Source organism: Pseudoxanthomonas sp. 134C1 (assembly GCF_057773065.1).
On record NZ_JBYMTH010000002.1, the window covers coordinates 662,882 to 688,736 of the forward strand.

Consider the following 25,855-nt stretch of genomic DNA (forward strand, 5'->3'; position numbering starts at 1 on the left):
GGCCACGCCGCCCAGTACCGGATGTCAGACCTCGAGCACCGCCGCGCCCACCCGCTTCCGGCTCTCCATGTCCCGATGCGCGTCCACGATCTCGTCCAATGCATAGACGTAGCGAGGCTTCACGTCCACGACGCCGCGCGCGATGACATCGAACAGATCCGCGGCGCCACGTTCCAGCGCTTCCCGGCCTTCGGTATAGGTAGGCCGGATGGGCCAGGTCACATGCAGCGATTTCGGCGCCAGCAGGAAAGGATCCAGCGGCGGCGGGTCACCCGACGCCTTGCCGAACGCCACCAGCGTGCCGCGCGGCCGCAGCGCATCGAGCGAAGCCCGGAAGGTATCGCGCCCCACCGCGTCGAACACCGCCGCGACACCCTCGCCATCCGTCAAGGCACGCGCCTCTGCGGCGAAGTCGCCACGCGTGCGGTCGATGATCTCGACACAGCCGGCCCGACGCGCGGCCTCGGCCTTCGCGCCGTCCGACACCGTGCCGATGACCCGTATGCCCAGCGCCGTCGCCCACTGCGCGAACAACAGTCCCAGGCCCCCCGCCGCCGCATGGAACAGCACCGTGTCGCCGGCCTGCAACGGCACAACCTCCTTCAGCAGCATGCGCGCGGTGACACCGCGCAGGAACGAGGCCGCGGCCTGCTGATCACTGATCCCGTTGGGAATCCGGACCACGCGATCCGCCGGATACGTGCGCACCGTGGCATAGGCGCCCAGGGGGCCATCCGCGTAGACCACGCGGTCGCCTAGGGCGAGCCCATCCACCTCAGCCCCCAGCGCCTCCACCACCCCGGCGCCCTCATTGCCCAGCACGGCGGGGAACGCGGGAACCGGAAACGTTCCGCGACGGAAATACACCTCGACGAAGTTCAAGCCGATGGCCGTGTGCCGTATCAACACCTCACGGGGACCGGGCGCCGGCTTGTCGATGGATTCGATACGCAGTGTTTCAGGTGGACCGTAGGCGTGGATGCGCGCGGCGCGTTCGGTGGCGTGGGGCATGTGATAGGTTTCCGCGAAGTGGCTCGAACGCGAAAACTACCCGCGGACACCGCCGGCTCTCTCCCCGCAATATGTCGCCCGACCGGCACAATGCCGGCCAAGGAATCCCGCGTGGACATGGCAACCGCCGAACTGGATCAGGTGGACAGGCAGCTCGTCGAACTCCTGCGCCGCGACAGCCGCCAACCGGTACTGGCGCTGGCCCGCGCGGTCGGGCTGTCACGCAGCGCGGTGCAGGACCGGCTGGCCCGCCTCAAGCGCAACCGCGTCATCAAGCGCTTCACCATCGACACCACCGGCCCGGTGGATCTCCCCGGCACGCGCGCCTATTTCTTCGTCCGCATCGAAGGCCGTCCGTGCAACCGCCTGCTCCCCAGCCTCACCGGCCTGCCGGAAGTGGAAGCCTGCGATCATGTCTCCGGCCCGATGGATGCCGTACTCACCGTCCGCGCCACCGACCTCGCCGCGCTCAGCGCGCTGCGCGAGCGGATCGTGGCGATGCCGGGGATTGCCAGTGTGACGGTGGCGCCGGTGTTGAGGCGGCACCTTCAGGGCGGCATGGACATGCCTGAATTGTCGCCGGCATTCCAGAATCAAGCCGCAGGTACGAGGGACGTTGGCGCCTAGAGCAGTACCTTGCAAAAAAAACTGGCCCGGCAGGTAGCACATACGATGCTCGTCCATCCGTTTCAAGTGTCGATGCCGTCTTCGTCACGATAAATTGGTGCATCAACCAACTTTTCGCACGATGCATCCGCACATTCATTCGCGAAAGTGGCAGCACCACCGACTCAGATGTGACATGCCAGACATAAGCAGATGGTCAGCAACTCTAACGAATATTCGATCTAGAATCCGGCTGCCCATTACCTTCAGTACAAAGGCAATTTAATGACACTGGATACATTTCGTGGCTGGCGTGTTTCCATAGCCTCTTTGCTGCTCGCTCCTCTTCCCGCTCTGGCTTGCTCGACCGTGGGAAGCATGAGGGTCACTACGCCGCCTTACTCCCATTCAGGCCCCGCCGACAGCAACTGGCTCGGACAGCAACTCGGAAACTCGACCGGCGCGCAAACCAACTACGTGGTTTTTGACTTCATTGGTTGCAGCAAAAACGGGCATTTCAGTTTTTCCTATCCCGTGGACACTCCGATTGCCGGACTCACCCATGAGTCCAACGGCACTTCCTATCCCGTCTACCCCACTGGCGTGCACGGTATCGGCTATGTGGTCGGGCTTCGAGACCCCAACGCCAGCGAATGGATGAGCGTCAAACCACCGTACCAACAGACCTACCCTGCTCCTGGACAGACCGGCGGCGGAAAGGACTCTCTGGGGTTCACCGTACAGATGACGCTCATCGCGACGGATCGGCTCCGCACGGGAAGCTATACGATCCCGGCCCGAATCGTGGCCACCATGAGAGCCGCGGACAAGGACTACAAGGTGATACCCGGCATCAGCGACGTCAACCTGTGGCTCAATTCAACCGTCATCAATGTAAACGCCACTGGCTGCAGGGTTACCCCGGGATCCGTATTGCAGACGGTTACCTTGCCCCCGTAAGCACCAGCGACTTCAACGGGGTAGACAGTCTCTCATCCCAGTCTGCGGGATTCTCCGTGGCGGTGGACTGTGATCCGGATATCTCCGTGTACGCGACCATGACCGACGCCATCACGCCCGCCAACACCGGCGATACGCTCAGCCTGGGCCCGGGATCCGACGCGGTCGGCATCGGCTTGAAGCTGTACAAGTCGGGAGAGTCGACCCCGTTGAGATTCGGACCCGACTCCTCCGGCAAGAACAACACCAATCAATGGTATGTCGACAAGACTTCGGCCAGCAACAGATACATCACCATCCCTTTCCAGGCACAGTACGTGCAAACCAAATCAAAAATCACGAGCGGCAAAGTGGAAGCGTCGAGCACCATCACTTTCTCTTACCAGTGAAACCACGTCATCGAACCCAGAGTCCCACCCTCATCGAGTGTTTCTCTGCCATGCCAAGGCAACGATCGATGAGTCATTGGCGCAGCAGAAAGAGATCCATCGCCTGTTGCCTAGCCTCACCGGCCTGCGGAAGTGGAAGCCCGCGATCACGTCTCCGGTCCAATGGGTGCGGTGCTCATGGTACGTGCCGCCGTTCCAGCTTCGCCGCCGGGTGCGTGGCCGCGTGCACGGCCTGCAACATGCGCGCCGTGCCCATGGAGTGCGTGCGCTTTCGGATCGAACACAACCACCTGAACTTCGAGGGCGTGTTCCTGGCCGACGTGCGGCCCTACGAACTGGCCCCGGCCTACCTGGGACCCTGGGACACGACTTGGTGCTGCTGTTCGAGGTCAGCGACACCTACGAGATCAACGCCGACCTGGGCGATGCCTATAAGCCGCTGGCCAACACCCTGCTCAACGGAGCCGGCAACGGCAATCCGCTCAGCAGCCGGCACTTCCTGCAAGAGATCGACGCTAGCCTGCCGCAACGCGTCAACGCGGGCGACCGACCCACTCATGCCGACGTGGTGCGGGTGTCCCGTCACGTCGAAGAAGCCGACAAGTCCACTTCGTGCGCTTCATCCCCCACGCCCGCGACGGCAAACGCCATGTCCGCGATGAGAACCTGGACAAGACTCGGCGGTTCATGGGCCAGACCATGCACGACTGGTGCCAGCGCAACAACGTCAGCACCGGCTGAACGGATATTCCGCCCCGCACCCCAGCCCCCGAAGCCCTGCCGGATTGGCCCGGCTACCGCTAACAACAGCCGCTAAGAAGAAGCCCCGCACTTGGCGGGGCTTCGATGGCATTTCTAACTTTTACAAAGCTGGATTGCCGCATCTACCAGTTGGGTAGAACCCGCTTGCTGGATATCCCAGCGACCCGATTTCAAGTCGGAGACTAGAACCTCTACATCTTTGGATCGGCGGCCATTGGCCGGGCCGGCTTCGAGTCGGATTGCCACATAGGCGCTATCTGCATCACCTTCGCCAACGCCATTAAAAGCCACGTCAATCGCACAGCCAGGGTTCGCTTTCGACAGGATGCGTTTGGTTTGCGAGATAAGCTCATCACCGCTTGGGCCACGACCACATCCGGCTAATAGCAATGCCAATAAGCCGATCAATAGAACCGCGCAAAAGTTAGTACCCATACATGATCCCCGTCGTGCAGCATTTCTCGCATTCCTTTGCAATAGAAGCATCGTCCGAACCGGATGGCGTGCACTGCTGTTTATTTGCGCACTTGAACCCTTCTTCATTTGCTGCAAGGTCATCCGTTTAGAACGCCCACGGGCGTTCGCCACGGAACCTCCTTGGCAAATCCAAAAGGTCGTGAACATAGAATCCCTGGTACTCATTGATATACCCCGTGGTCCTGGTTATTCCCGTTCCGTATTTCTTGGAAAGAATGCAACTCACCGTGCAATGACGGGCGAATGAATTCTTCTCTCCCGGGAATCGCTGATGGCCCCAAACTCGCCACCCTCTGTAATCCCGATATGCTCCCGAAATGGCTTGTCCGTGCCTGCTTCCCATTTCGTAAAGAACCGGAGCAGAGTTCCACGAACCTGGCCCTTCTAAGCCCAGCGGATCGGAATAAGACAGCGGCCTAGATGCTACATAGGCATAGGTGCTAATCCCGCCTCTCAACCCAATTGGGTCGCTTTGAACATAGCGTCCATTGGGTTCGTAATCCCTAAAGCCGTTCTGATTAAGGCCTGACGCCGCATCGTATCGTTGCCCCGGGAAGCGCATGTCCAGCACGAACGGAATGCCATCCCCGTCCGGGTCCTGCTGCGGAGCGGAACTGCCGAAGGCTTCGCCCTTCAGGTCCCAGGTCCACACCGGCACGTTGCGGGCCGCTTCAATGACGACACGCGGGCTGCCCAGGTGGTCCGGCTGCACGTAGTGGAGCTGGTGGCCGTTGGCCAGCAGGCCGACCGGCAGGTCGTCCATCCACAGCGCCTGCTGGAGGGGTGCACCGGTGTCGTCGTAGTCACCCAGCCAATGACCGGCCTCGTCATGGAGCGTGTAAGTGTTGGTGGTGCCCAGGTACCGCCGGACCTGTTCGCCACGGCCGTTGTAGGCGTATTGCCGGGTGGTCACGCCCGCCTGCTGCACCCCACTCATCCGGTTGGCGTCGTTGTAGGCGAAGCCGCGGTTGGCGCCAATGGCGGTGGTGTTGCCGACCGCGTCATAAGTACGCGCGACGCCGGCCACGTCCGTGAGGCGATGGCTGGTCGTGGGGTGCGTGTAGGCCGATGAACCCGCTGCGGTGGTGTGTGCCGTGGGAAATAGAGGGTCAGAGCACCTATCTCCTAAACGAGCCATTCGTTATGACAAGGTACTCTGCCTCCTGTTTCGGCCCCCGATCCCTGTTTTGCTCTTTCCCGTTTCAATTGAGCATCACCACGGCACTGAATGCACTTTCGGACTTCCGAACATCACCAAAGCAATCTACGACTGTTCAACATATACGCTTGCTTCCTCACCATACTCAAGCTCCATGGCCTGTCGTACCAATCCAGGAATTGCAAACCACGATTTATTTGCGTGAACGTCTACCCCGCCCCAACCAAGCTCTTTGGTCAGGTACAGCGTTTCTGGTCGCGACATTTTCCGCTCCTCATCTTCACGAATAGCCTTCCGATGCTTTTTCATAAGAAGCCGAAACTGCTTTCTTGTTGTAATCCCAAATCCGTTTAGCTCGGCAACAAGCTCAGAAACACTCCCGTCTCCATAGTCATGGCGACGAGTAAAAAGTGACAGGACGACGTTGCGAATGACTTCAGGAGAAATAGCAGAATCGTCGATTCGGACACGAGCTCTAGTAGGTCTCATATATTCAGATTTCCTCGAAACTTCTTTAGAAGAGCTTATGCGACACGCCACAACTACTTTTTCATCATGATTTTCACCTAAAACCCGCACTCACTGCGCTTGTCGACGGACAGACGGCCAAGTCCGGAAATTGAGGCTCCATCTCAGCACATGCTTCAGGAAAGATAGTGCACAAGCTCTGACAAGAAGCAATATCCCCGCTTTCACATGCCACCTGGAGAGCTATCCTTAGTGCAAGAAGGGGGCCAGCTGCTTTGGGCGGAAGCAAGTATGGCGGCTTCTTCTTGGGTATCCATTTGCCATTTTGATCTTTCTGCCAACCCCAACCAGGCCTATCTGGATTGTCCCTCCAGTGCTTGCCAGGATTGTTGGTTCCGCCAGGCGAACGAGTGCGTCCACGCTCCCCCTTTCCGCCACTAACCAATCCGAAAGGATCGATGTCGCTTACAGGATTCCCATAGACATAATTGTAAGTGCCAACTCCACCATCCAGACCAATCGGATCACTCTGGGTGTACCGACCAGCGGCCGGTTCGTAGTCCCGGAAGTAGTTCTGGTTGAGCGTAGAAGCCACGTCATACCGCTGCCCCGGGAACCGCATGTCCAGCACAAACGGAATGCCATCCCCGTCCGGGTCTTGCTGCGGGGTCGTGCCGCCAAAGGCTTCGCCCTTCAGGTCCCAGGTCCATACCGGCACATTGCGGGCTGCTTCAATCACCACCCGCGGGCTGCCCAGGTGGTCGGGCTGCACGTAATGGAGTTGATGGCCGTTGGCCAGCAGGCCCACCGGCAGGTCATCCATCCATAGCGCCTGCTGGACGGGCGTGCCGGTGTCGTCGTAGTCGCCCAGCCAGTGGCCGGCTTCGTCGTAGACGGTGTAGGTGCTGGTGGTGCCGAGGTAGCGACGCACCTGTTCGCCCCGACCGTTGTAGACGTACTGGCGGGTGGTCACGCCGGACTGCTGCACGAGGCTCATCCGGCTGGCGTCGTTGTAGGCGAAGCCACGGTTGGCGCCAATGGCGGTGGTGTTGCCGACCGCGTCATAAGTACGCGCGACGCCGGCCACGTCCGTGAGGCGATGGCTGGTCGTGGGGTACGTGTAAGCCGTCGTGCCCGCCGCCGTGGTGTGCGCCGTGCGGTTGCCGGTGGCGTCATAGGCATAGACATCGATGGCCGCCTGGGTCGGGCCGTCCTCGGTGCGGGTCAACCGCCCCAGGGCGTCGTAGCCGAAGCCGATGGCTGGGTTCGCCATGCCCTGCGCGGTGCCCAGCTTCGTCAGGTTGCCCACCGCGTCGTAGCCAAAGCCCAGCGACAGGCCGCCGGTGTCCGGGTCTTCGATGGTGAGCGGGCGGTAGTCCTGGTCCAGGGTCCGCGTCAGCGTGCGGCCATTGCCGTACGTCCAGCCGGCCACCGGACCGAAGGGGTGGTACGCCGCCTGGTTCAGCAGCACCTGCCGGGGCTGGCCGCTGCGGGTGACGCCCACTTCGGTCACCTGCCCCTGCGCGTTGCGGCCGTAGTCCACCGTGGTGCCGTCCGGGTAGACCATCGCCTGCAGGTTACCGGCCAAAGTGTAGGCGTAGCGGACCACGAAGCTCACGCCGTTCGTGGTCTGGACCTTGCGCACGAGGTGGCCGAAGCGGTTGTAGCAGTAGCGGGTGCTGCCACTGGCATCGTCCATCCCACTCAGCCGGCCCACGTTGAAGGTTTCCCCGGCCTCGCAGACCGTCGGCGTCGTGTCATAGGTGTAGCCGACGTTGAGGCTGGTGTCAGGGTAGTTCACCGCCGTCAACCGGTTCAGCACGTCATGGGCGTAGGTCGTGGTGATCCCGCGCGCATCGGTCTGGCTGGCACGGTTGCCGGCGCTGTCATAGGTGTAGGTGGTGGTGCCGGTGTCCGGGCTCTGCAACTGGGTCAGGTCGCCCAGGCCATTGTAGGTATAGGTGGTGTCCAGGCCCTTGGGGTCGGTCACCTTCGTCAGGTTATCCAGCGCGTCGTACTGGAATTTGGTCTCGGCGGCGATGCCGCCCACGTTCTGCAAGGTGCGCGCCAGCCGGTCGAGCGGGTCATGGTCGTTGTCGGTCACCCGGCCCAGCGCGTCGGTCACCGTGTTGAGGTTGCCATTGGCGTCGTAGGTGAAGTCGGTGGGGTGGGCCTGGGCATCGGCCTGCGTGGCCAGTTGGCCGAGCTGGTTGTAGATGCGGCTCAGTGTTCGCTTGAGTGCGCCTCCGGCGTCCTTGGTCTCTTCCGCAATACGGTTGCTGGCATTGTCCAGCGTGTAGTGAATGGTGTTGCCCGCGTTGTCGGTGATGTCGGTCAGGCGATGGGCCTGGTCGTAGGCATAGTGGGTGAACGCGCCATCGGGCTGGGTAACCCGCTGCACCAGGCCAGTCGGCCAGTAGGCAATGCGGGTGATGGCGTCGTCGGTCTCGACCGCGTCATTCGTTCCCCGCACCTTGCTGGCGGTCAGCCAGCCGCGCGGGTGGTACTCGAAGTCGGTGATGACCCCGCTCGGGTCCTTGACCGAAAGTACGCGACCGGCGCCGTCGTACTTCAGGGTCTCGGTCACCTGGCCCTGGGCGTTGGTGACTTTCCAGAGGTCGCCCTTGCGGTGTGGACAATCCTGCGGATCGGTTACACATGTGGCAGCATCATTCTGATAGTACGAGTACTGCGAAACATCCGACACATCCGTTCTAGGTCCGTCGAATTTTTTTTTCAGCCCTATCCAAGGACACGAACCAGAAGCGATGTCCGCGCTTTCGCAATAGGAACTCGTCGAATTCCTTGCGACACCAGCCACCGGATCGGAATTCGTCGCATTCAGAATCTGGCCGCGCGTGTTGTAACCCCAAACTTCCTTGTTCCGGACGATTCCACTTGTATCCAAGACCCTCCGCTCCAGCGGCAAATGCGCGGGTTCGTCCCAGTCCGTCTGTATCTTCCGGGAAACCCCGGTTGCGAGTGCATCCACCCTTTCCAGAACCACGCCGCATTGCCCATTCACGTAGGTGGTGGTTACGCCATTCCTTCTTTCCTGGGTGAGCTTGCGATCAAGGCTGTAGGAATAGTTGATCAGATCTTCCTGGCAACCGACACACGACGAATAGGACTGCGACACTCGTCGGGCGCCCATGGTCAGGAAATCAAACCGGATGTACTCGTTACGTCCGGACGGATGTGTCACAGTGGAATTGTTTCCTTGGTGCTGAATCAGCACCCGCCCCACGCCTCCTGCGTGCACGGATTCCACGGCCCACGAATTGGCGTCGTATCTGTACGACGAAAACCTGTATCCGGCCTCATCGACAATTCCGGTCAACAGCGCCTGGGATTGCCCTTGTGGCAGTGTTGCCTCGTCATAGAGATACTCTCTTCTGCCACCATCCAGATAGACAACCGCCTCCAACTGGTTTGCGCCATTGATTTCATACGTCCCCCCCTCCCCGGTAGACAGGACTACCGACTGGATATGTCCGGTGGATGCATAGAAAAAACCCAATGAACGCCCGTCCCTCGCATGGACCGACGTTATTCTCTGCGGATACCCCTGAACACCATAGATGACTTGCTGGAAGCTCCCTCCCAGATGCTCCAGTCTCTGCAACCGACCAGCGTCATCAAATTTCTCGACTTCACCGGCCTCGCCACTGTAGTAGGCCCATCCTCCACCTTGCTGGGATTCAATTCTCCCGACCTGATCCAGATCGGGAGTCCAGTCCCCGGAAGTGCGCTTGTAGAATTCCAGCGTTTGTCCATCTGGGCGATGCATGCGCAGAACGAGATCAGAAGATGAGCCGGGAACCACCTCAATCCGCGCCGAGAAAGAATGAGTCCAGCGCTGGCCGAACCCCACATCCCCGTCCCGCGTGCTGTTGTAATACCGCACGAACGACAGGCCTGGCGCCTCGATATCGACTTCCTTCTGGAATTTGTTTCCGGATGCCGCGCTGATCGGATTTCCGAAAACCGTTTTCGGTGAAGAACACTTCTGTTCGCCGGCCTCCTTTGCGTAATCTATTCCCGGCTCAGGCCAATCAAAAACACCGCCGGCAGACCATCCATACGTTCCACCCTGCCAAGGAATCTCATACACAAGACCCTTGTATCGCCGAGTGCCAGTAAACTCCGGCTGGATTTCACAACGGTAGTCCGTGGCGTAGTAGGGCCATCTTCCCACCCTGCTATCGAACAGAATCTTTGTATCCGCCATGCAAGCCGCATAGGCTTCGGCCTGGTTCGCATAGACATTCGCATGAGCCTCACCTGCAGGCATCATCGACAATACAAAAAGCAGAACGGCCAGCATCCCCTTCATTGCACTTCCCTGTTGCCACCTCGATGGTGGATAGATATCACATTGATTCGCCTAAAATAACGAACCGCCTCATGAAATGCTTCGCCGAGCCCAGGCAGCGCTCATGCATTCGTTCATCCGGATCTTTGATCTTCTGATGGCTTCTCCGGAATTCGTCGGAGACCAGGATGTTTGCCATCCGCATCCGAGCAGAATCTCAAATGCTCACTCGATAGTGCTCGCGAACCGGACCATATCCGGGCTTTCCGTATCCCATCGTCTTCCAGCCTCACGCCCCTCAGCGGACAAGCACAACTTGTGAATCCGATCCCCCTCGGGTTTCAAGAGGCCTCGGACGACATGTATCACTTCGGATCAGTAGAAGAAGAGCGCCTGCCGGACGTCCACTGCCCTCCCGACCGCGCGCGACTCAAAGCGACACATCCTGCGCCGGCAACCAAGCCGCAATCGCCGTCAGCACCATTCCCAGCAGAATCAGCAGCCAGAACAATCCGCCCAGTGCGATCCCCAGCCAGTTCCACATGTTGAAAGCGTCTTCCGCGCGATGGAGATCGCCGTCGATGGCTTCGTTGTAGCGGCGTGCCAGTGCATTCACCGGCAGCAGGGGGAACAAGCAGGAGACGAACACCAGCCAGTACGGCGGTGGCAGCCAGGCGCACAGGTAAAGCACGGCATAGGCGATTGCCAGTCCGCCCGCGTTGATCTTCAGGCGCGCGGTGGCGTCATGGCCGGCGACGATGCGGTTGATGGCCTTGAACAGGCCATGGGCGAACAGGAACGAGAACATCGCGCGCCATACCGGCGCGCGCCGACGGCCTTCGTGGCGCTGCACCGCGCGCCAGTTGCGATAGAACCACCAGATGAGGTACAGGCCGAGGGTGGCGACGATCATCACCGCCAGCTTGTGCGCTGGCGGTGCGAGGAAGAAAGGTTTCCGCTTGCGGCTGGCGGAGTCCTCGATGGGTCCTTCGGGTGCCTGATAGGGACTGCGGACGGTGGCATCCATGCCTGGGTATCAGCCGGACGCGCGCCTCAGCGCACTTCCGCCACTTCCACCCCGTCCAGCCCCTGCGCCAGGGTGCGGGCGTCGCCGCCCTGGGAGAGCTTGATGCGCAGGCGGACTTCGTTCTGCGAGTCGGCGTAGCGCAAGGCGTCCTCGTAGGAGATCTCGCCGGCCTGGTACAGCTCGAACAGGCTCTGATCGAAGGTCTTCATGCCGAGGTTGGTGGATTCCTTCATCAGTTCCTTCAGCTTGTGGACCTCGCCGTCGCGGATGTAGTCCTGGACCAGCGGGGTGCCGAGCAGGATTTCCATCGCCACCCGGCGACCCTTGCCGTCGGGGGTCGGAATCAGCTGCTGCGCGACCACGCCCTTGAGGTTGAGCGAGAGATCCATCAGCAGCTGGGTGCGGCGATCTTCCGGGAAGAAGTTGATGATGCGGTCCATCGCCTGGTTGGCGTTGTTGGCATGCAGGGTGCACAGCACCAGGTGACCGGTTTCGGCGAAGGCGATGGCGTGATCCATGCCTTCGCGGGTACGCACCTCGCCGATCATGATCACGTCCGGCGCCTGGCGCAGGGTGTTCTTCAACGCGGCGTCCCAACTGTCGGTGTCGATGCCGACTTCGCGCTGGGTGATGATGCAGCCTTCATGCTTGTGCACGAATTCGATCGGATCCTCGATGGTGATGATGTGGCCGGTCGAGTTCTGGTTGCGGTAACCGATCATCGCCGCCAGCGAGGTGGATTTGCCGGTGCCGGTGGCGCCGACGAAGATGATGATGCCGCGCTTGGTCATCGCCAGCGTCTTGATCACCGGCGGCAGGTTGAGTTCCTCCACCGTCGGGATGCGGGTCTCGATGCGGCGCAGGACCATGCCGACCTGGTTGCGCTGGTAGAAACAGCTCACGCGGAAGCGGCCCACGCCGGCCACGCCGATCGCGAAGTTGCACTCGTGGGTCTTTTCGAATTCCTCGCGCTGGGCCGGCGTCATCACGTTCAGCACCAGATCGCGCGACTGCTGTGGCGTCAGCGCGGTCTGGGTGATGGGCGAGATCTTGCCGTGGACCTTGATCGACGGCGGCATGCCGGCGGTGATGAACAGGTCCGACGCCTTCTGGTGCGCCATCAGCTTGAGGAAGGAGGTGAAGTCGATGCTGCTCATGGGATGCTCCTTCGGAGCCGGGAATGGGGAGTCGTAAATCGGGAATCGTCAGAAGCCGGCGGCCTGGGAAACGGTTCGGGAACTGCATTTGCTCTCAGGATTCCCGATGCTCCATTCCCGATTCCCGGCTTCACTCGAACAACCGCTTGTCCTTCGCGTATTCCTTGGCCTGCTGGCGGGTGACCAGGCTGCGCTTGACCAGATCCTGCAGGTGCTGGTCCAGGGTCATCATGCCGTACTGCTGTCCGGTCTGGATGGCCGAGTACATCTGCGCCACCTTGTCCTCGCGGATCAGGTTGCGGATGGCGGGGGTGCCGACCATGATTTCCCAGGCCGCGGTACGGCCGCCGCCGACCTTCTTCAGCAGCGCCTGGCTGATCACCGCGCGCAGCGATTCGGACAGCATCGAGCGGACCATCGGCTTTTCGCCGGCCGGGAACACGTCGATGATGCGGTCGATGGTCTTGGCCGCCGAACTGGTATGCAGGGTGGCGAACACCAGGTGGCCGGTTTCGGCGGCGGTCAGCGCCAGCCGGATGGTTTCCAGGTCACGCAATTCGCCCACCAGGATGTAATCCGGGTCCTCGCGCAGCGCCGAACGCAGCGCCTCGTTGAAGCCGTGGGTGTCGCGGTGCACTTCGCGCTGGTTGATCAGGCATTTCTGCGAGGTATGCACGAACTCGATGGGGTCTTCCACCGTCAGGATGTGCGCGTACTCGCTCTTGTTGATGTGATCGATCATCGCCGCCAGCGTGGTCGACTTGCCCGAACCGGTCGGACCGGTCACCAGGATCAGGCCCTGCGGCTGGGCGATGAGGTCGCGGAACAGCGGCGGGCAGCCCAGGTCTTCCAGGGTCAGCACATCGGAGGGAATGGTGCGGAACACCGCGCCGGCGCCGCGGTTCTGGTTGAACGCGTTGACGCGGAAGCGGGCCAGGCTGGGAATCTCGAACGAGAAGTCCACTTCCAGGAATTCTTCGAAGTCGCGCCGCTGCTTGTCCGACATGATGTCGTAGACCAGCGCGTGGACCTGCTTGTGGTCCAGGGCCGGAATGTTGATGCGGCGGACGTCGCCGTCGACGCGGATCATCGGCGGCAGGCCTGCCGACAGATGCAGGTCCGATGCCTTGTTCTTGACCGAAAACGCCAACAGCTCGGCGATATCCATACGTTTGCCTTCCCCGAAATAGTGCTGCAAAACTGGAACGATGCTGCCCCGAAGGGCAGTATAGCGCTCCCCAATGACCTTCCAACCGCCCCCGGATGACGCTCGCCGATACCCTTCGCGACACCCTGCAACGTATTGAAAACGCTGCGGATGCCGCGCATCGGCCAGCCCCCCGCCTGCTGGCCGTGTCCAAGACCCAGCCGGCCGCGGCGGTGGCCGCGCTGGCCGCCGCCGGGCAGCGGTCGTTTGGCGAGAATTATGTGCAGGAAGCGGCCACCAAGGTCCGTGAACTGGTCGAGCTTTCCCTGGATTGGCATCTGATCGGGCACCTGCAATCCAACAAGGCCGACCTGGCCGCGGTGCTGTTCGACTGGGTGGAGACGGTGGACCGGACCAAGCTGGTGGCCGCGCTGGCACGGCATCGACCGGCGGATCGGCCACCGCTGAACGTGCTCGTCCAGGTCAACATCGACGACGAGGCCAGCAAGCACGGTTGTGCGCCGGAAGACGTTCCGGCCCTGGCCGCCGCCATCGCCGCCGAACCGCGCTTGTGCCTGCGCGGCCTGATGTGCATTCCCGCCCCGCACGCGGAGGTGGAGCGGCGACGGCCCGCGTTCCGACGGATGAAGGCGCTGTTCGATGAACTCGCCGCCCGGCATCCGCTGATGGACACGCTGTCGATGGGCATGAGCGACGACTACCCGATCGCCATCGTCGAAGGCGCCACCACCGTGCGCATCGGCACCGCCCTGTTCGGCCGGCGGGCGCCGAAGGCGGTTTAGGTGGAAGCCCTGAAAGGGACCGCAGGAACGTTCCCGCCGGTGTCCGCATCCGGCGCGGCAGCCACTGGCGTTTCGGATTCCAGCATCGAGGGGAAGGCGATGACGCCCCGCCGGATGGGAGCGCCAGCCCGGCCGCAACCGTCGCCATGTTTTTCCCCCTGCACGGCGACGGTTCGCGGTCGGCGGCGGCTGCCACCATCCTTCTGATTGTCCGGACAGGATGTCCGCGGTCGGGCGTGACGCACGGATGTCTTTCCGTGCGTGATCCCGCTGACGCCGGATAATCCGGAGCGGTCGTTCCCTACCGATGGTGGAAACACGGGGACGATGTCCGGCCCTCGCGGGGGGCAGACACCGACCGACGCGGATTCCGCTGGCGGCAAGGGCCACGCCGGCCATGATCAAAGCGCGCGGATTCGCGCCGTGACCTGCCGAAGGTGTCTTCTCCGTGCCCCCTCGGCTGATGGCGAGGGGCCGCACGCGCGGCCTGGTGATGCGCGAGTCCCCGGTGGAAGCGCCGCGCAGCCGTTGAACGAAGGACCGGCATGTTCGGGATTCGACCGGTCTGCGTCTCTAGGAACTGTCCGAAACCGCTCATCTCCCGGGCGCACCGCTTTCCATGCGGCCCCCGTCGCATCCAGCGCGCGCAAGGGGGGCTGTCCGTCGACATCGTCCTTGTTTCTGAATCACCACCGCCATCGCAGGCGTGTTTAGGAAAATTCCGATGCCGATGACGGCGTCGCGAACGGAGAATCGTCTCACTTCCAGCGCGGTCGTCGATCTTCATGGCCCCCGTTCCTGCCCTTTTTCCCTTCATCCCCCGGCAAAGAGGATGTCCGCGGCCACCGGGATCGCGGGAAACAGGCAGAAACCCGCCATCCCGGCCACCTCAACGAGGTTCACGTGAGAACACATCGCCTGTCATCGCCGCGCCTGTGGATGCTGCCCCTGTTGTTGGGCTCCGTGCTGCTGCCGATGACCGCCCAGGCCGCGTGCGACGCCTGGCCCAACAACGCGCCCAATCTTGCCCAGACGATTGTCCTCGAGAGTGGAAACATCACCCTGGCCCATGCGCCCATCGGTGGAGTGATGGCGAAAGCGACCCTCCGCGTGAGTGGCGGCATGGGCAATTTCAGTTGCGGCCGCAGCTCCGTGTACCGCATGGCGGTCACCAGCATGTCCCTGCCACCGGGCTCCCAGTCGAATGTCTATCAGACGTCCGTGGAGGGCGTGGGCATCCGCATCGGCTTTCATACGTCCTATATGGGTGGGTGGCCGGAAACGCGCTATCCCCCGTTCGAAAGCAGCGAATTCGCCAAAAGTTCGATACTCAGCCTCCCCTACAACGCCGACGTCGAATTCATCCGTACCGGCATGGCAGTGGGTAAAGGCAGTGTTGCGTTCAACTATCACGCCGCTCTCCACATTCCGACCCCGGTGGAGACGGTCGTGCCGTTCGCCGGCGCCAACCTGCGTTTCAATCTCACCCACAACAGCTATTACAGTGCCTGCGTGTCCAACCTGCCCACCCAGGAAGTCCGGATGGGCCAGGTCATGACCACGCAGGTCCAGGCAGGCAGGGGGGCGTCGCATGCGTTTTCCTTCACGGTCAATTGCGACGGCATGAATGTGGCTTCCGCCCCGGCGGTGAAGGTCTACTTCGAAGGCGATGCCGTCGGGGATGGGCTGTTGAAATTGCAGGACTCGGGAAAGCCGGGCGTTGCGGCGGGCGTGGGCATCGAGTTGCTCAGTGACAAGCACGTCGCCCTGCCGTTCGCCCGCGAACGTGCCGTCCCGATGGATTGGCAAGCCAAGCTTCCCAATGGCCATCGCTACGGTTTTTCCGGAACCGCGCGCTATGTGCCCAGCGGCGGCGCCGTGACGCCCGGGCAGGCCGATGCGCATCTGGTGTATGTGCTGGAGTACAACTAGCCCCGGGGCATTCGTCGTTCCTCCCTTTCGCAAAAGAAGCCCTGATTCAAATCATCCCGGGCAGCCTGTCGTTCCTCTCCTCCCTTGACCCGCCATCCGGCGGTTGAAGCGTGTCGCAAAAAGGGGCGTACGTCCCGCCGGGTCCACTAGACGGGACTTCTCGTTGCCCCCCTTGGCGCACTACCGCCCTGATCGAACACCTGCGCGCGCTTCTTTCCTTGTCGCCCCCTGTCGATTGCGTGGCCGACCTCCTCCTTCATCGCGCCTGCCTGCCGGAAACGATGAACACCACCGGACAGGCGCATGTGGGTGCGCGTACACGTCATGAGCGTCCATCCGCGTGGCGGCACGGGAATTTCCCTGCTCCCCGAGCTATCGACAGGACTCCTAACATCCGTTCACGTATTGAACCCGAAAGCCCCATCACTACGACGCTTTCCAAAAATTTTCGGACGATTCCTATTCGGTGAACAGGACTCCCAACTCACACTTGCGGCTCCTTTCCACCAACCAACAAAAGGAACCGCAACATGTCCAAATCCCTCAAGGGACTTCTGGTGCTGGCGCTCGCCGGCGCGGCCGCCAACTCGGCGATGGCCGCCGACGGCCAGATCAACTTCACCGGCAAGGTCATCGCCTCCGCCTGCACCTCCACCGGCGAAACCACCAAGCCGGCCATCGCGGTCGACATGGGCACCGTCACCGTGGACAGCATCAGCAACGAGCCGAACAGCGCCAGCTTTGTCGGCGTCAAGAACATCGGCCTGACGCTGGAATGCGGTGATGTCGGTACCGCCAAGAAGCTGCATATGTACTTCCGTCCGGCCGAAGGCACCGGTCTGGGCGCCAACGGCACGTTGAATGTCACCGGCGGCGCCGCCAACGTGGCCATCGCCCTGCTGGACAGCGACAACAAGAAGATCGATCTGGCCAACGCCGGCTACTACGTGTCTTCGGACCTGACCAAGATCGATGGTTCGAGCCCGGAAAAGCACTCCACCAACCTGAGCCTGGGCGCCGCGTACGTGAAGACCGGCGGCGCGATCACCGAGGGTGTCGCCAACGCCACCCTGCCGTTCGTCCTGGAATACCACTAAGTCCGGGATGGAGGAGAGGGCATTCCCTCTCCTCCCCTTTGCTTCCGTTTCATCCCCTTTTCTCAACGACGCATCGCCATGAACATGTCCTTCCAAGCAGCCCGCGCCGGCTTGGCCGGCAGCCTGCTGCTGCTGTCGTCGCTGGCCAACGCCGGCATCACCGTCGCCGGCACCCGTCTCATCATGGAGGCCCCCGCGCAGGAAGCCGCCATCGCGGTGGGCAACCCCGACGCGCAGGACGTGATGATCCAGTCCTGGCTCGAATCCGGCGACGGCGCCACCGCCTCCACCGATCTGCCCTTTGCGCTCACGCCCTCGCTGGGCCGGCTGGCCGCAGGCAAGCAGCAGATGTTGCGCATCTTCTACCAGGGCCAGGGCCTGCCAACCGATCGCGAGTCGGTGTTCTGGCTCTCGGTGCAGGAAATCCCGCCCAAGACCAAGGAAGAGAACACCCTGCAGTTGGCCGTGCGCCAGCGCCTGAAGGTGTTCTATCGCCCGGCCGGCCTGCCGGGTACACCGGACGCCGCCGCCCAGCAGATCCAGTGGCGACTGGTCGACCGCGCCGGCAAACCCGCGCTGGAAGCCCGCAACGCCTCGGCCTATCACGTGTCGTTTGTCAGCGCGACGCTGGACGGGGGCCGCTACAAGGGCGACACCCGCATGGTGGCGCCGGGCGCCACCGAAGTGTTCGCGCTGGATGGCGCCGCGGGCCGCCCCACCGGCGCCAAGGTCGACTACGAGGTCGTCAACGACTACGGCGGCATCGTCGCACTGAGCGGCGCGCTTGGCCGCTGATACGCAACACCGCATCGGATGCCGGGCTCCGTGAATCCCCGGCACTTCCCACCACCCGATTTCCATTGATGCCTTGGCCGCGGCCAGGCCAGGAGGCCACACCATGCCCCGCTCGCGCAGAAAGACCAAACTGAGCCTGGCGCTGCGCTCCGGCGCCTCGTGCCTGGGCCTGCTGGGCCTGTATGCCCCGGTGGCCCTGGCCGGCGGCGGCGCCGGCGCCGACATGGGCGGCGGGCTGGGCGGCGAAATGGAATTCAACATGCACTTCCTCCAGCGCAGCGGAGGCGGTGGCGCGGACCTGCGGTACTTCGAGCAGGGCAATGCGCTGGCGCCGGGCAGCTACCGGGTGGACGTGTACCTCAACCTGGCGCTCAAGCAGCGACGGGAGATCCTGTTCGCCGCCAACGCCCAGGGGCATGTGCTGCCGGTGATCCCGCTGGGACTGTTGCAGGACCTGGGCGTGGACATCGCGCGCCTGCGACAGGAAGGCCTGATCGCGGCCGATGCCGACGATCAGACGCCGCTCGACGTGGCCGCGATGCTGCCGGGCGCGCGGGCCGAGTTCGATCCCAACGAGCTGGCGCTGATGATCAGCATTCCGCAGGCCTATGTGCCGCGGCTCTCGCGCAGCGTGGTGGATCGCTCGTTGTGGGACACCGGCGTCAACGCGTTCCACGTCAACTATCAGGCGAATATCACCCGCAACACCCACCAGGGCCAGAGCAGCGATTACCGCTACGTGGCCCTGCGCAGCGGCCTGAACCTGGGCGGCTGGCGTCTGCGCAACGATGCCTCGTTCAGCGACAGCAACGGGCAACGCCGCTTCCGCAGCCAGCGCACCTATCTGGAACGCGACATCGCCGGCTGGAACAGCAAGCTGGCCGTGGGCGATCTGTACACCCCCGGCGACGTGTTCGACAGCCTGCGCTTCCGCGGCGTGCAGCTGTCCACCGACCAGGGCATGCTGCCGAGCGAATTGAACGGCTACGCGCCGATTGTGCGTGGCGTCGCCGAAACCAACGCGACGGTGGAGATCCGCCAGAACGGCTATCTGATCCATTCCGTCGCGGTGACGCCGGGCGCGTTCGAAATCCGCGACCTCTATCCCAATGGTTCCAACGGCGACCTGCAGATCAAGGTGCTGGAAGCGGACGGCCGGGTGCGCGAGTTCACCCAGGCCTACGCGGCGCTGCCGGTCATGGTCCGTCGCGGCAACCTGCGCTACAGCGCGACCGCCGGTGAATACCGCAACGGCACCGATCTGGAAACCCCGGGCTTCGCACAGGGCACGCTGGTCTACGGCGCCACCGACAACCTGACCACCTACGGCGGCGTGCAGCTGGCCGAGGATTTCCACGCGGTCAATCTGGGCGTCGGCCTGAACTCGCGCTTGGGCGGCGTGTCGCTGGACGTCACTGGCAGCCGCTCGCGCCTGCCCGGCGGACAGACCGATCAGGGCTACAGCGCGCGCTTCCTGTACGCCAAGACCCTGACCGGCACCCAGACCACGCTGACCATGGCGGGCTACCGCTACTCCACCGAGGGCTACCGCACCTTCGGCGAGCATGTGCAGCAGGTGGCCCGGCCGGACGACTGGGGTTTCCATACCCAGAAGAGCCGGCTGGATTTCAACGTCAACCAGATGCTGGGATCGCGTGGCTCGCTGTACTTCAACGCGGGCGATACCCGTTACTGGAACACACCCGGACGCACCCGCAATGTCCAGTTCGGCTACAACGGCCGCTGGGGCATGGCCAGCTACAACCTGGCGCTGGCGCGTACCCGCGACGATTCCGCGCTCTCCTCGACCCGTCGCTCCGACACCCAGTTGACCGCTTCGCTGAGCGTGCCGCTGGGCGGGCGCGGCCTGCGCGGGCGTACCCACAATCTGTACGCCAGCAGCGTGTCGTCCCAACACGGCAGCAACAGTGTGCAGGCGGGCCTGTCGGGCTATCTGGACGACGGCAACGCGGTCAATTACTCGTTGCAGGCCGGCCATCAGGACGGCGGCGGCACCACCGCCAGCGCCAACGTCAGCTGGGATGCGCCGCTGGCTCGCCTGAGTGGCGGCTACGCCTACGGCAACGACACCCGTCGCGCGGATTTCAACGCCTCCGGTTCGCTGGTGGTGCATCGCGGTGGCGTGACCCTGGGCCAGCCGGTCGGCGAGACCTTCGGCCTGATCGAGGTGCCCAAGACCCGCGGCGTGGGCGTCTCCGGCTGGAACGGCGTGCGCACCAACCGTCGCGGCTACGCGGTGGTGCCGTACCTGCAGCCCTATCGCCTCAACCCCCTCAATCTGGACACCCACACCCTGGGCAGCAGCACCGAGGTGATCGACAGTTCGCTGCGACTGGTGCCGACCCGTGGCGCCATCGCCAAGGCACGCTACAACGTCGAAACCGGCCGACGCGTGCAGATTCAGCTGCGCCGGGACGATGGCAGCGCGTTGCCGTTCGGCGCGATGGTCTACGACCTCGACGACAAGGCGCTGGGCATGATTGACAACCAATCCCGCGCACTGGTGTTCGGCGTGGGTGATCAGGGTCGCCTGGACGTGCGCTGGAACGGTGGCGCCTGCACCATCGATTTCCAACTGCCGCCGGCCAACCCCGCGCTGACCTACGAGCGCGTGGAGCTGACCTGCCGCCCCTCCCCCGTCAAGCAACCACTCTGACCGCCATGGAGCACTTCAATATGACGATGAAACATGGCTGGATTGCCGTTCTTTTTGTAAGCCTGCTGGTCGCCTCGAATACGGCATTTGCCGTATGCCAATGGAATGGCCCAACTCCGCAGAGCTCATACAACGTCCCCAGGCTGCCTTCCACACTGGAGATCGCCAGGGCCGACATTGGCCAGGTCCTGGTACGGCGGCCTCTGCTCGTACCGATAAGCGGTATTAGCTGGCTCTGCAGCGTAGGGGAGCCCTTCAGCTTCAAGGCAAACGTCGATGGCCTCGTATCCAATGGTGCGGGCATCTACGCGACCAATGTGGAAGGAATCGGTGTGCGCATTGGCAGCAGCAGCAATAACTCAAACCCCGACTTCCGTGCCGACTTCGAAGGGGTGGTGGGGGGGGCAATCATTTGGCCACTGAATAATTACATCTGGATCGAATTCATTCGCACTGGCACGGCGGTCGGTTCGGGATCGGTAACGCTGTCCTTCACCGCGGAGTGGAAGTTTGGCGGTCTTGCTCCGGTGACGTATCGATACTCCTCCTCGACCACGACGCTGGTGAACAGGATCTATTTCGAGAGCTGCGCATCGGCAGCCAGGAGCATCGACGTACCTCTGGGCAAGGCCACCACCTCCCTCATCCGCCAGAACGCAATACCCAAGAAGAACTTCTCTTTCGAAGTGAGCTGCAAGAGTCCGGAGTTCACGCGGAAGCCGGCAGTCAAGATCTACTTCGAGGGTAAAACGCAGAACGGTCTGCTGGCGCTCACCGGCGCTGGCGATCCGGGCACGGCAACGGGTGTGGGCATCGAACTGACCGACGACCAAGGCATCAACAAGCTGCCCTTTGCCAAGAACAGCGCCATCAACCTGTCCTGGTTGCGCCGCGACCCCGATGCCGAGGTCTACCGCTTCTCGGGGCACGCGCGCTATGCCCCCAGTGGCGGTGAGGTCAAAGCCGGCGCTGGCGATGCCACGATCACCTATGTACTTGAGTACAACTAGCCCCTGCGGGGCCGGCGACTTTCGATGGGCAGTCGCCTCTGGCCAATCCGGCGCCGAGCTATGAGCGCGTGAATCTGATCTGTCGTCCCGCGGTCGCACCCTGACCCACTTTTGGGGGGATTGACCCGCCATCTGGCGTTGAAAATCGATTGCTTTCCATACCAGAAGCAAATTCCCCGTCCTCCGGTCCGTGGAGGAACTGCCCTCTTGTTTCAAAGGAGGGCATTTTTTTGTGCTTCGATCCAATGGATGTCGAAGTCCCTCTCTCCCGCCCAGGGAAGGGACGAGGAAAGGTCCACGCCTTGTATCAAAGCACGCCCCGTCTTCCACCGCGCGGACGCTACTTTCCAGCAAGCGCGTCCGCACGCAGCAGCATCACGGGGCCATCAACGCCGTTTCCAGTGACCGCAGGGCGGCCTCCACATCGCCAACCACACGCTCATCCAGACCATCGCCGCGGATGCGTTCTTCCAGTTGTTCAAAACGGGCAATCAGGTCGGCCATCCGCATCATCGCCATCGCCCCGCGCATCCGGTGCAGGGTGGCGAGCAGATCGTCGGCTCGCCGCACGGCCAGCGCGTCGCGAGCCCGGGCGATATCACTGCCCATGGCATCGTTGAACAGTCCGGCGAACTGGGGCGGCAGGTCCGTTTCATCGCGGTCGGGCAGCGGCCGCGGCACCGGCATCGTCTTGCCGGCGTCTTTGCCCGCGCCACCGCGCAGGTGCCGGGACAGCGTGCGCAGTCCAATCGGCTTGACGAGCCAGGCATTCATGCCTGCTTCCCGGCACTTGGCCTCCTCCTCGCGCATGGCATTGGCGGTCACGCCGACGATGCGCACCCCTGCGTCCTCCGCGCGGATGGCGCGCGCCAGCCCGTAGCCATCGAGGCGCGGCATGTTGACGTCGGTCAGGACCACATCGAACGGTCCCTGTTCGCGCCAGCGCGCGAGTGCTTCCACGCCATCGGCCGCCACGGTGACCGTGCATTCCAGCAATTGCAGCTGGTGCGCCAGGGTCGCCCGGTTGATCGGGTTGTCCTCGGCGATCAGCACGCGCATCCGCAAGGGTTCGGGCAGATTGCGCGCCTGATGCGCACCGGTGCTCACGTCACCGCGCAGGCTGACGGCGATGGCATTGACGATGCTCTCCAGCCGGTGTCCATCCGCCGTCAGGGTCGACAGGGGAGTGGCCGATGCGCTCCCGGCCACGACGTGGCGACCTTGCCATTCCGGCGGCGGCGTGGCGTCGGTCAGCATGACATCGAGCAGCACGTCGTCGGGACCGGATGCCTGCGGCGGGGAACCGGCCGGCTGTGCTTGCGCGCCCCAGAGCCGCAGCCAGCGGCAAAGATTGTCGGTCAGCTCCGGATGCGCGGCGCGCACCTGCACGCGCGTGCCAGCCAGCGTCGGTTCCGGCGGCGCCTCCGCGTCGTCATCGCGTTCCAGCGCGAGCGCCAGCGAGAACCGGCTGCCGGCGCCCGGCGCGCTGGCCAGTTCGATCCGGCTGCCCATCAGCTTCGCCAGCTGCATGCAGATGGACAGGCCCAGGCCGGCGCCACGGAACTCATGTTCGCCCGCATCGATCTGATAGAACGGATCGAACAGATGCGCGCGATGTTCGGCGTCGATGCCGACGCCGGTGTCTTCCACTTCAATGTCGATCAGGGTCTTGCCCGCCTGTTCTCCATTGACACGCAGGCGCACGATCACATGGCCGGATCCGGTGAACTTGATGGCGTTGCTGATCAGGTTGTTGAGAATCTGGCGGATCCGCCCCGAATCGCCTCGCAGCGTCGCCGGCACCTCCGGATCCACGGCGGCGAACAGCAGCAATTGCTTCTGCCCCGCCATCGCCGCGTAGGCGGCCACCGCGTCTTCCACCAGCAGCCGGGGACTGAATTCTTCCGACTCCAGCGCCATCTGCCCGGTCTCGATGCGGGTGGTGTCGAGGATGTCGCTGATGAGCTGGAGCAGGATGTCCGAGGAACCCTTGATGGTTTCCAGATGCCGCTGCTGCTCGGCGTTCAGCGGGGTGAGTTCGAGCAGTTCCAGCGTTCCCAGCACGCCGTAGAGCGGCGTGCGGATTTCATGGCTCATGGTGGCCAGAAAGGTCGACTTGGCGGCACTGGCGCGATCGGCCTCGCGCTTGGCGCGGGCGAGCGTGCGTTCGATCTCCGCGCGGGTGCTGATGTCGGTGAACGCGCACAGGACCACGTCCTGCTTGCGGTAGCGCGTGGGCGCGTACGCGACCTGCAGCACCCGGCCATCCTGCGCCTCGAAGGCATCGATCGTGCCCGGCCCCATCGCCCGCGCCAGTCGTTCGCGCAGGCGCTGCAAGGACGGACTCGCTTCCACCTGATCCGCGGAGGCATCCGCCAGATCCAGCCAGTCGCGGGCCAATTGATTGCCGAACTCGACCTGCCCGGACGTCCGTTCGAGCACGCACAGGGCCACCGGGGTGGTGTCGATGACGGTGCGGTTGAACGCCTCGCTGTCCATCAGGTCACGCTGGGCAAGCGTCGCGGGCGCAATCACGCGTCGGTCATACCAGCGCACGAACGCGGCCACGCCCGCCAGCCCCAGCAGCAGCAACGCGCCGGCGGCCAGCGCCAGCTCCAGGTCGTCGCTGAACAGGCGCGCATAGCCGATGCGGTAGTGGGCCTCCCAATGACCATCGCGGCTGCCGAAACGAAACACCAGTCCTTGCGCGGTGTATTCGCGCACCGGCCCGTCCGAAAACGACTCGGGAGCATCGGTCTCCGGCGCCCTGCCCGCTCCCACCAGCAGATCCCAGTCCCGATGGGTCAACCAGAATTCACTGTGGGACGGCATGCCGGTGGCGGCTTCGTAAAGCGTCGTGCGCTCGAACTTGAGCAGCGAGGCGGCATGGATCTCGGCGGGTCGGCCGGTCGCGCTGTGCCAGGTCTGTGCCGGGATGGGCGCGCGGATGACCCCGATCATCGCGTCCGGCAGCTCCGGTGTGCGCAGCCAGAGGATTTCGCGGCCCACCGGGCCATGACTCCGCACCCGCAGTCCGGTGTACTCGATGAGGGCCTGGCGGATCCGCGCATCGACTGCGAGGAAACGCGCCTCCGTCAACGGGATGCTTCCCGCATCCGCGCCGATGCCGGGCGTGGCGGCGCTGAGGCTGCTGTCGAGATCGAGCAGGAACGCATCGCCGGACGGCAGGGCCGCGGTCGACCAGAACGTCGTGTAGGTATCGGTCAGGTACTGGCCCACGCCCCAGGTGTCGTCTTTCTCGTCCGGGCAATCCCGCGGGACACAGATCAGGGAAAACGGCAGATGCACGCCCTGCTCCTGCCCGCGGTACAGACGCCACCCGGGACGTCCGGCCAGCGGCATCCGCTGCAGGAATGCCGCGTCGCTGAAGCGAAGCGCGGCCAGGCGCGCGTTCTCGTCCTGCAGGCGCCACAGAAAACGCTCATGTTCGGCGACGTTGCGCAGCATCAACGAGAAATGGACGGCGAACTTCTCCTGCTGCTGGGCAACGATCCGCTGGGCGCCCCAGTACAGGCCGCCGACCAGGATGATCAGCAGCGGCACCATGCCAAACAGCGCCAGCCGCAACCAGCGGACCGAGCGGGTGACGCGTCCGAACGGGGTGTTCTTCATGGGTCGCGATGGCTTCCTGGCCCCCGCCGGGTGTGGCTGCGCCGGGGGATCCATGCCCCTGCGCGATGCGTCGGGACGCGGGCCGCGTGTCCGGAACTGCGGGTGGATTCCGGATCGGAACGCAGCCTGATTCTAACCGACCTCACATTCATCCCCACGAAACGCCGCGTACACCGTGTCGCCCGCTCGAAGGACCGCATCTTCAATGCCTGGGACGGAAGGACGGCGGTCCCCGGAGCCGGGGTATGCCCGCGGGCAACGACATCGGCAAGCAGGTCCAGCCATCCCGTCGATGACGACGTGGATCAGGGGCGATCACCGTAGCGGGTTTCCAGTTTCAGCCAGAACTGCAGCAGGTGATGCTGGTTGAGCACATGGACCCGCGGCACGCGCAGCGGGTCCACGCCCGCCCGCGCGCGGCCGCGCACGA

General features: G+C 63.3%; 18 protein-coding genes and 1 pseudogene. 10 read left to right on the forward strand and 9 right to left on the reverse strand.

All coding sequences use genetic code 11. The features are described from left to right. Nucleotides 1-24: 24 nt before the first annotated feature. Nucleotides 25-1,011 (reverse strand): quinone oxidoreductase family protein, encoded by a 987-nt coding sequence (locus AC3DEZ_RS06950; protein ID WP_488387550.1) that lies wholly within the window; start codon nucleotides 1,009-1,011, stop codon nucleotides 25-27. A gap of 117 nt (nucleotides 1,012-1,128) precedes the next feature. On the opposite strand from AC3DEZ_RS06950, the gene AC3DEZ_RS06955 reads away from it, so the two are divergent. The 4 genes from AC3DEZ_RS06955 (at nucleotide 1,129) to AC3DEZ_RS06970 (ending at nucleotide 3,783) form a co-directional block, all read left to right on the forward strand. After that, nucleotides 1,129-1,638, forward strand: coding sequence for an Lrp/AsnC family transcriptional regulator (locus AC3DEZ_RS06955; protein ID WP_488387580.1), 510 nt, complete (start codon nucleotides 1,129-1,131; stop codon nucleotides 1,636-1,638). A 264-nt stretch (nucleotides 1,639-1,902) separates the two neighbouring features. Further along, nucleotides 1,903-2,577 carry a hypothetical protein gene (locus AC3DEZ_RS06960; protein WP_488387551.1) on the forward strand — a complete coding sequence of 225 codons (675 nt, stop codon included), beginning with the start codon at nucleotides 1,903-1,905 and terminating at the stop codon, nucleotides 2,575-2,577. Continuing rightward, entirely contained in the window at nucleotides 2,487-2,966 is a 480-nt protein-coding gene (locus tag AC3DEZ_RS06965; protein WP_488387552.1) for a fimbrial protein, read from the forward strand. Before AC3DEZ_RS06960 ends, AC3DEZ_RS06965 begins: the two co-directional genes overlap by 91 nt. A 259-nt stretch (nucleotides 2,967-3,225) precedes the next feature. Further along, nucleotides 3,226-3,783 carry a DUF6037 family protein gene (locus tag AC3DEZ_RS06970; RefSeq protein ID WP_488387581.1) on the forward strand — a complete coding sequence of 186 codons (558 nt, stop codon included), beginning with the start codon at nucleotides 3,226-3,228 and terminating at the stop codon, nucleotides 3,781-3,783. A gap of 38 nt (nucleotides 3,784-3,821) precedes the next feature. Here the strand turns inward: AC3DEZ_RS06970 and AC3DEZ_RS06975 are convergent, their stop codons facing one another. The 7 genes and pseudogenes from AC3DEZ_RS06975 to AC3DEZ_RS07005 all read right to left on the reverse strand — a co-directional run bounded on the left by AC3DEZ_RS06975 (nucleotide 3,822) and on the right by AC3DEZ_RS07005 (nucleotide 13,499). Next, the gene (locus AC3DEZ_RS06975; protein WP_488387553.1) at nucleotides 3,822-4,316 is read right to left on the reverse strand and encodes a hypothetical protein; all 495 of its coding nucleotides are present in this window, start codon (nucleotides 4,314-4,316) and stop codon (nucleotides 3,822-3,824) included. Then, nucleotides 4,291-5,268 (reverse strand): annotated as a pseudogene (locus tag AC3DEZ_RS06980) (RHS repeat-associated core domain-containing protein); the annotation flags it as partial. The pseudogene AC3DEZ_RS06980 and the gene AC3DEZ_RS06975, both read right to left, overlap by 26 nt. Before the next feature lie 201 nt (nucleotides 5,269-5,469). After that, a complete protein-coding gene (locus AC3DEZ_RS06985; RefSeq protein ID WP_488387554.1) occupies nucleotides 5,470-5,943 on the reverse strand; it encodes a hypothetical protein in 474 nt (157 codons plus the stop codon). Next, nucleotides 5,927-10,168, reverse strand: coding sequence for an RHS repeat-associated core domain-containing protein (locus AC3DEZ_RS06990; protein WP_488387555.1), 4,242 nt, complete (start codon nucleotides 10,166-10,168; stop codon nucleotides 5,927-5,929). Before AC3DEZ_RS06990 ends, AC3DEZ_RS06985 begins: the two co-directional genes overlap by 17 nt. 409 nt (nucleotides 10,169-10,577) lie before the next feature. Then, nucleotides 10,578-11,174, reverse strand: coding sequence for a hypothetical protein (locus tag AC3DEZ_RS06995; RefSeq protein ID WP_488387556.1), 597 nt, complete (start codon nucleotides 11,172-11,174; stop codon nucleotides 10,578-10,580). A gap of 26 nt (nucleotides 11,175-11,200) precedes the next feature. Continuing rightward, nucleotides 11,201-12,331, reverse strand: a complete 1,131-nt coding sequence (locus AC3DEZ_RS07000; RefSeq protein ID WP_447104922.1) for a PilT/PilU family type 4a pilus ATPase — start codon at nucleotides 12,329-12,331, stop codon at nucleotides 11,201-11,203. A gap of 130 nt (nucleotides 12,332-12,461) precedes the next feature. Then, the gene (locus AC3DEZ_RS07005) at nucleotides 12,462-13,499 is read right to left on the reverse strand and encodes a type IV pilus twitching motility protein PilT (protein ID WP_447104921.1); all 1,038 of its coding nucleotides are present in this window, start codon (nucleotides 13,497-13,499) and stop codon (nucleotides 12,462-12,464) included. Nucleotides 13,500-13,594: 95 nt separating this feature from the next. Here AC3DEZ_RS07005 and AC3DEZ_RS07010 point away from each other — a divergent pair, with 95 nt between their 5' ends. The 6 genes from AC3DEZ_RS07010 to AC3DEZ_RS07035 all read left to right on the forward strand — a co-directional run bounded on the left by AC3DEZ_RS07010 (nucleotide 13,595) and on the right by AC3DEZ_RS07035 (nucleotide 21,792). Continuing rightward, entirely contained in the window at nucleotides 13,595-14,281 is a 687-nt protein-coding gene (locus AC3DEZ_RS07010) for a YggS family pyridoxal phosphate-dependent enzyme (RefSeq protein ID WP_488387557.1), read from the forward strand. Nucleotides 14,282-15,220: 939 nt separating this feature from the next. Beyond that, nucleotides 15,221-16,213: a fimbrial protein gene (locus tag AC3DEZ_RS07015; RefSeq protein ID WP_488387558.1), complete on the forward strand. Its 993-nt coding sequence runs from the start codon at nucleotides 15,221-15,223 to the stop codon at nucleotides 16,211-16,213. A 530-nt stretch (nucleotides 16,214-16,743) separates the two neighbouring features. After that, nucleotides 16,744-17,310 (forward strand): fimbrial protein, encoded by a 567-nt coding sequence (locus AC3DEZ_RS07020; RefSeq protein ID WP_488387559.1) that lies wholly within the window; start codon nucleotides 16,744-16,746, stop codon nucleotides 17,308-17,310. An 84-nt stretch (nucleotides 17,311-17,394) separates the two neighbouring features. Beyond that, on the forward strand, nucleotides 17,395-18,105 hold the full coding sequence (locus AC3DEZ_RS07025; protein ID WP_488387560.1) for a fimbrial biogenesis chaperone: 711 nt from the start codon (nucleotides 17,395-17,397) through the stop codon (nucleotides 18,103-18,105). Nucleotides 18,106-18,208: 103 nt separating this feature from the next. After that, the gene (locus AC3DEZ_RS07030) at nucleotides 18,209-20,782 is read left to right on the forward strand and encodes a fimbria/pilus outer membrane usher protein (RefSeq protein WP_488387561.1); all 2,574 of its coding nucleotides are present in this window, start codon (nucleotides 18,209-18,211) and stop codon (nucleotides 20,780-20,782) included. A 5-nt stretch (nucleotides 20,783-20,787) separates the two neighbouring features. Next, nucleotides 20,788-21,792 carry a fimbrial protein gene (locus tag AC3DEZ_RS07035; protein WP_488387562.1) on the forward strand — a complete coding sequence of 335 codons (1,005 nt, stop codon included), beginning with the start codon at nucleotides 20,788-20,790 and terminating at the stop codon, nucleotides 21,790-21,792. 375 nt (nucleotides 21,793-22,167) lie between these two features. On the opposite strand, the gene AC3DEZ_RS07040 is transcribed toward AC3DEZ_RS07035, so the two are convergent. Continuing rightward, the gene (locus tag AC3DEZ_RS07040) at nucleotides 22,168-25,425 is read right to left on the reverse strand and encodes an ATP-binding protein (RefSeq protein ID WP_488387563.1); all 3,258 of its coding nucleotides are present in this window, start codon (nucleotides 25,423-25,425) and stop codon (nucleotides 22,168-22,170) included. Nucleotides 25,426-25,855: the final 430 nt, after the last annotated feature.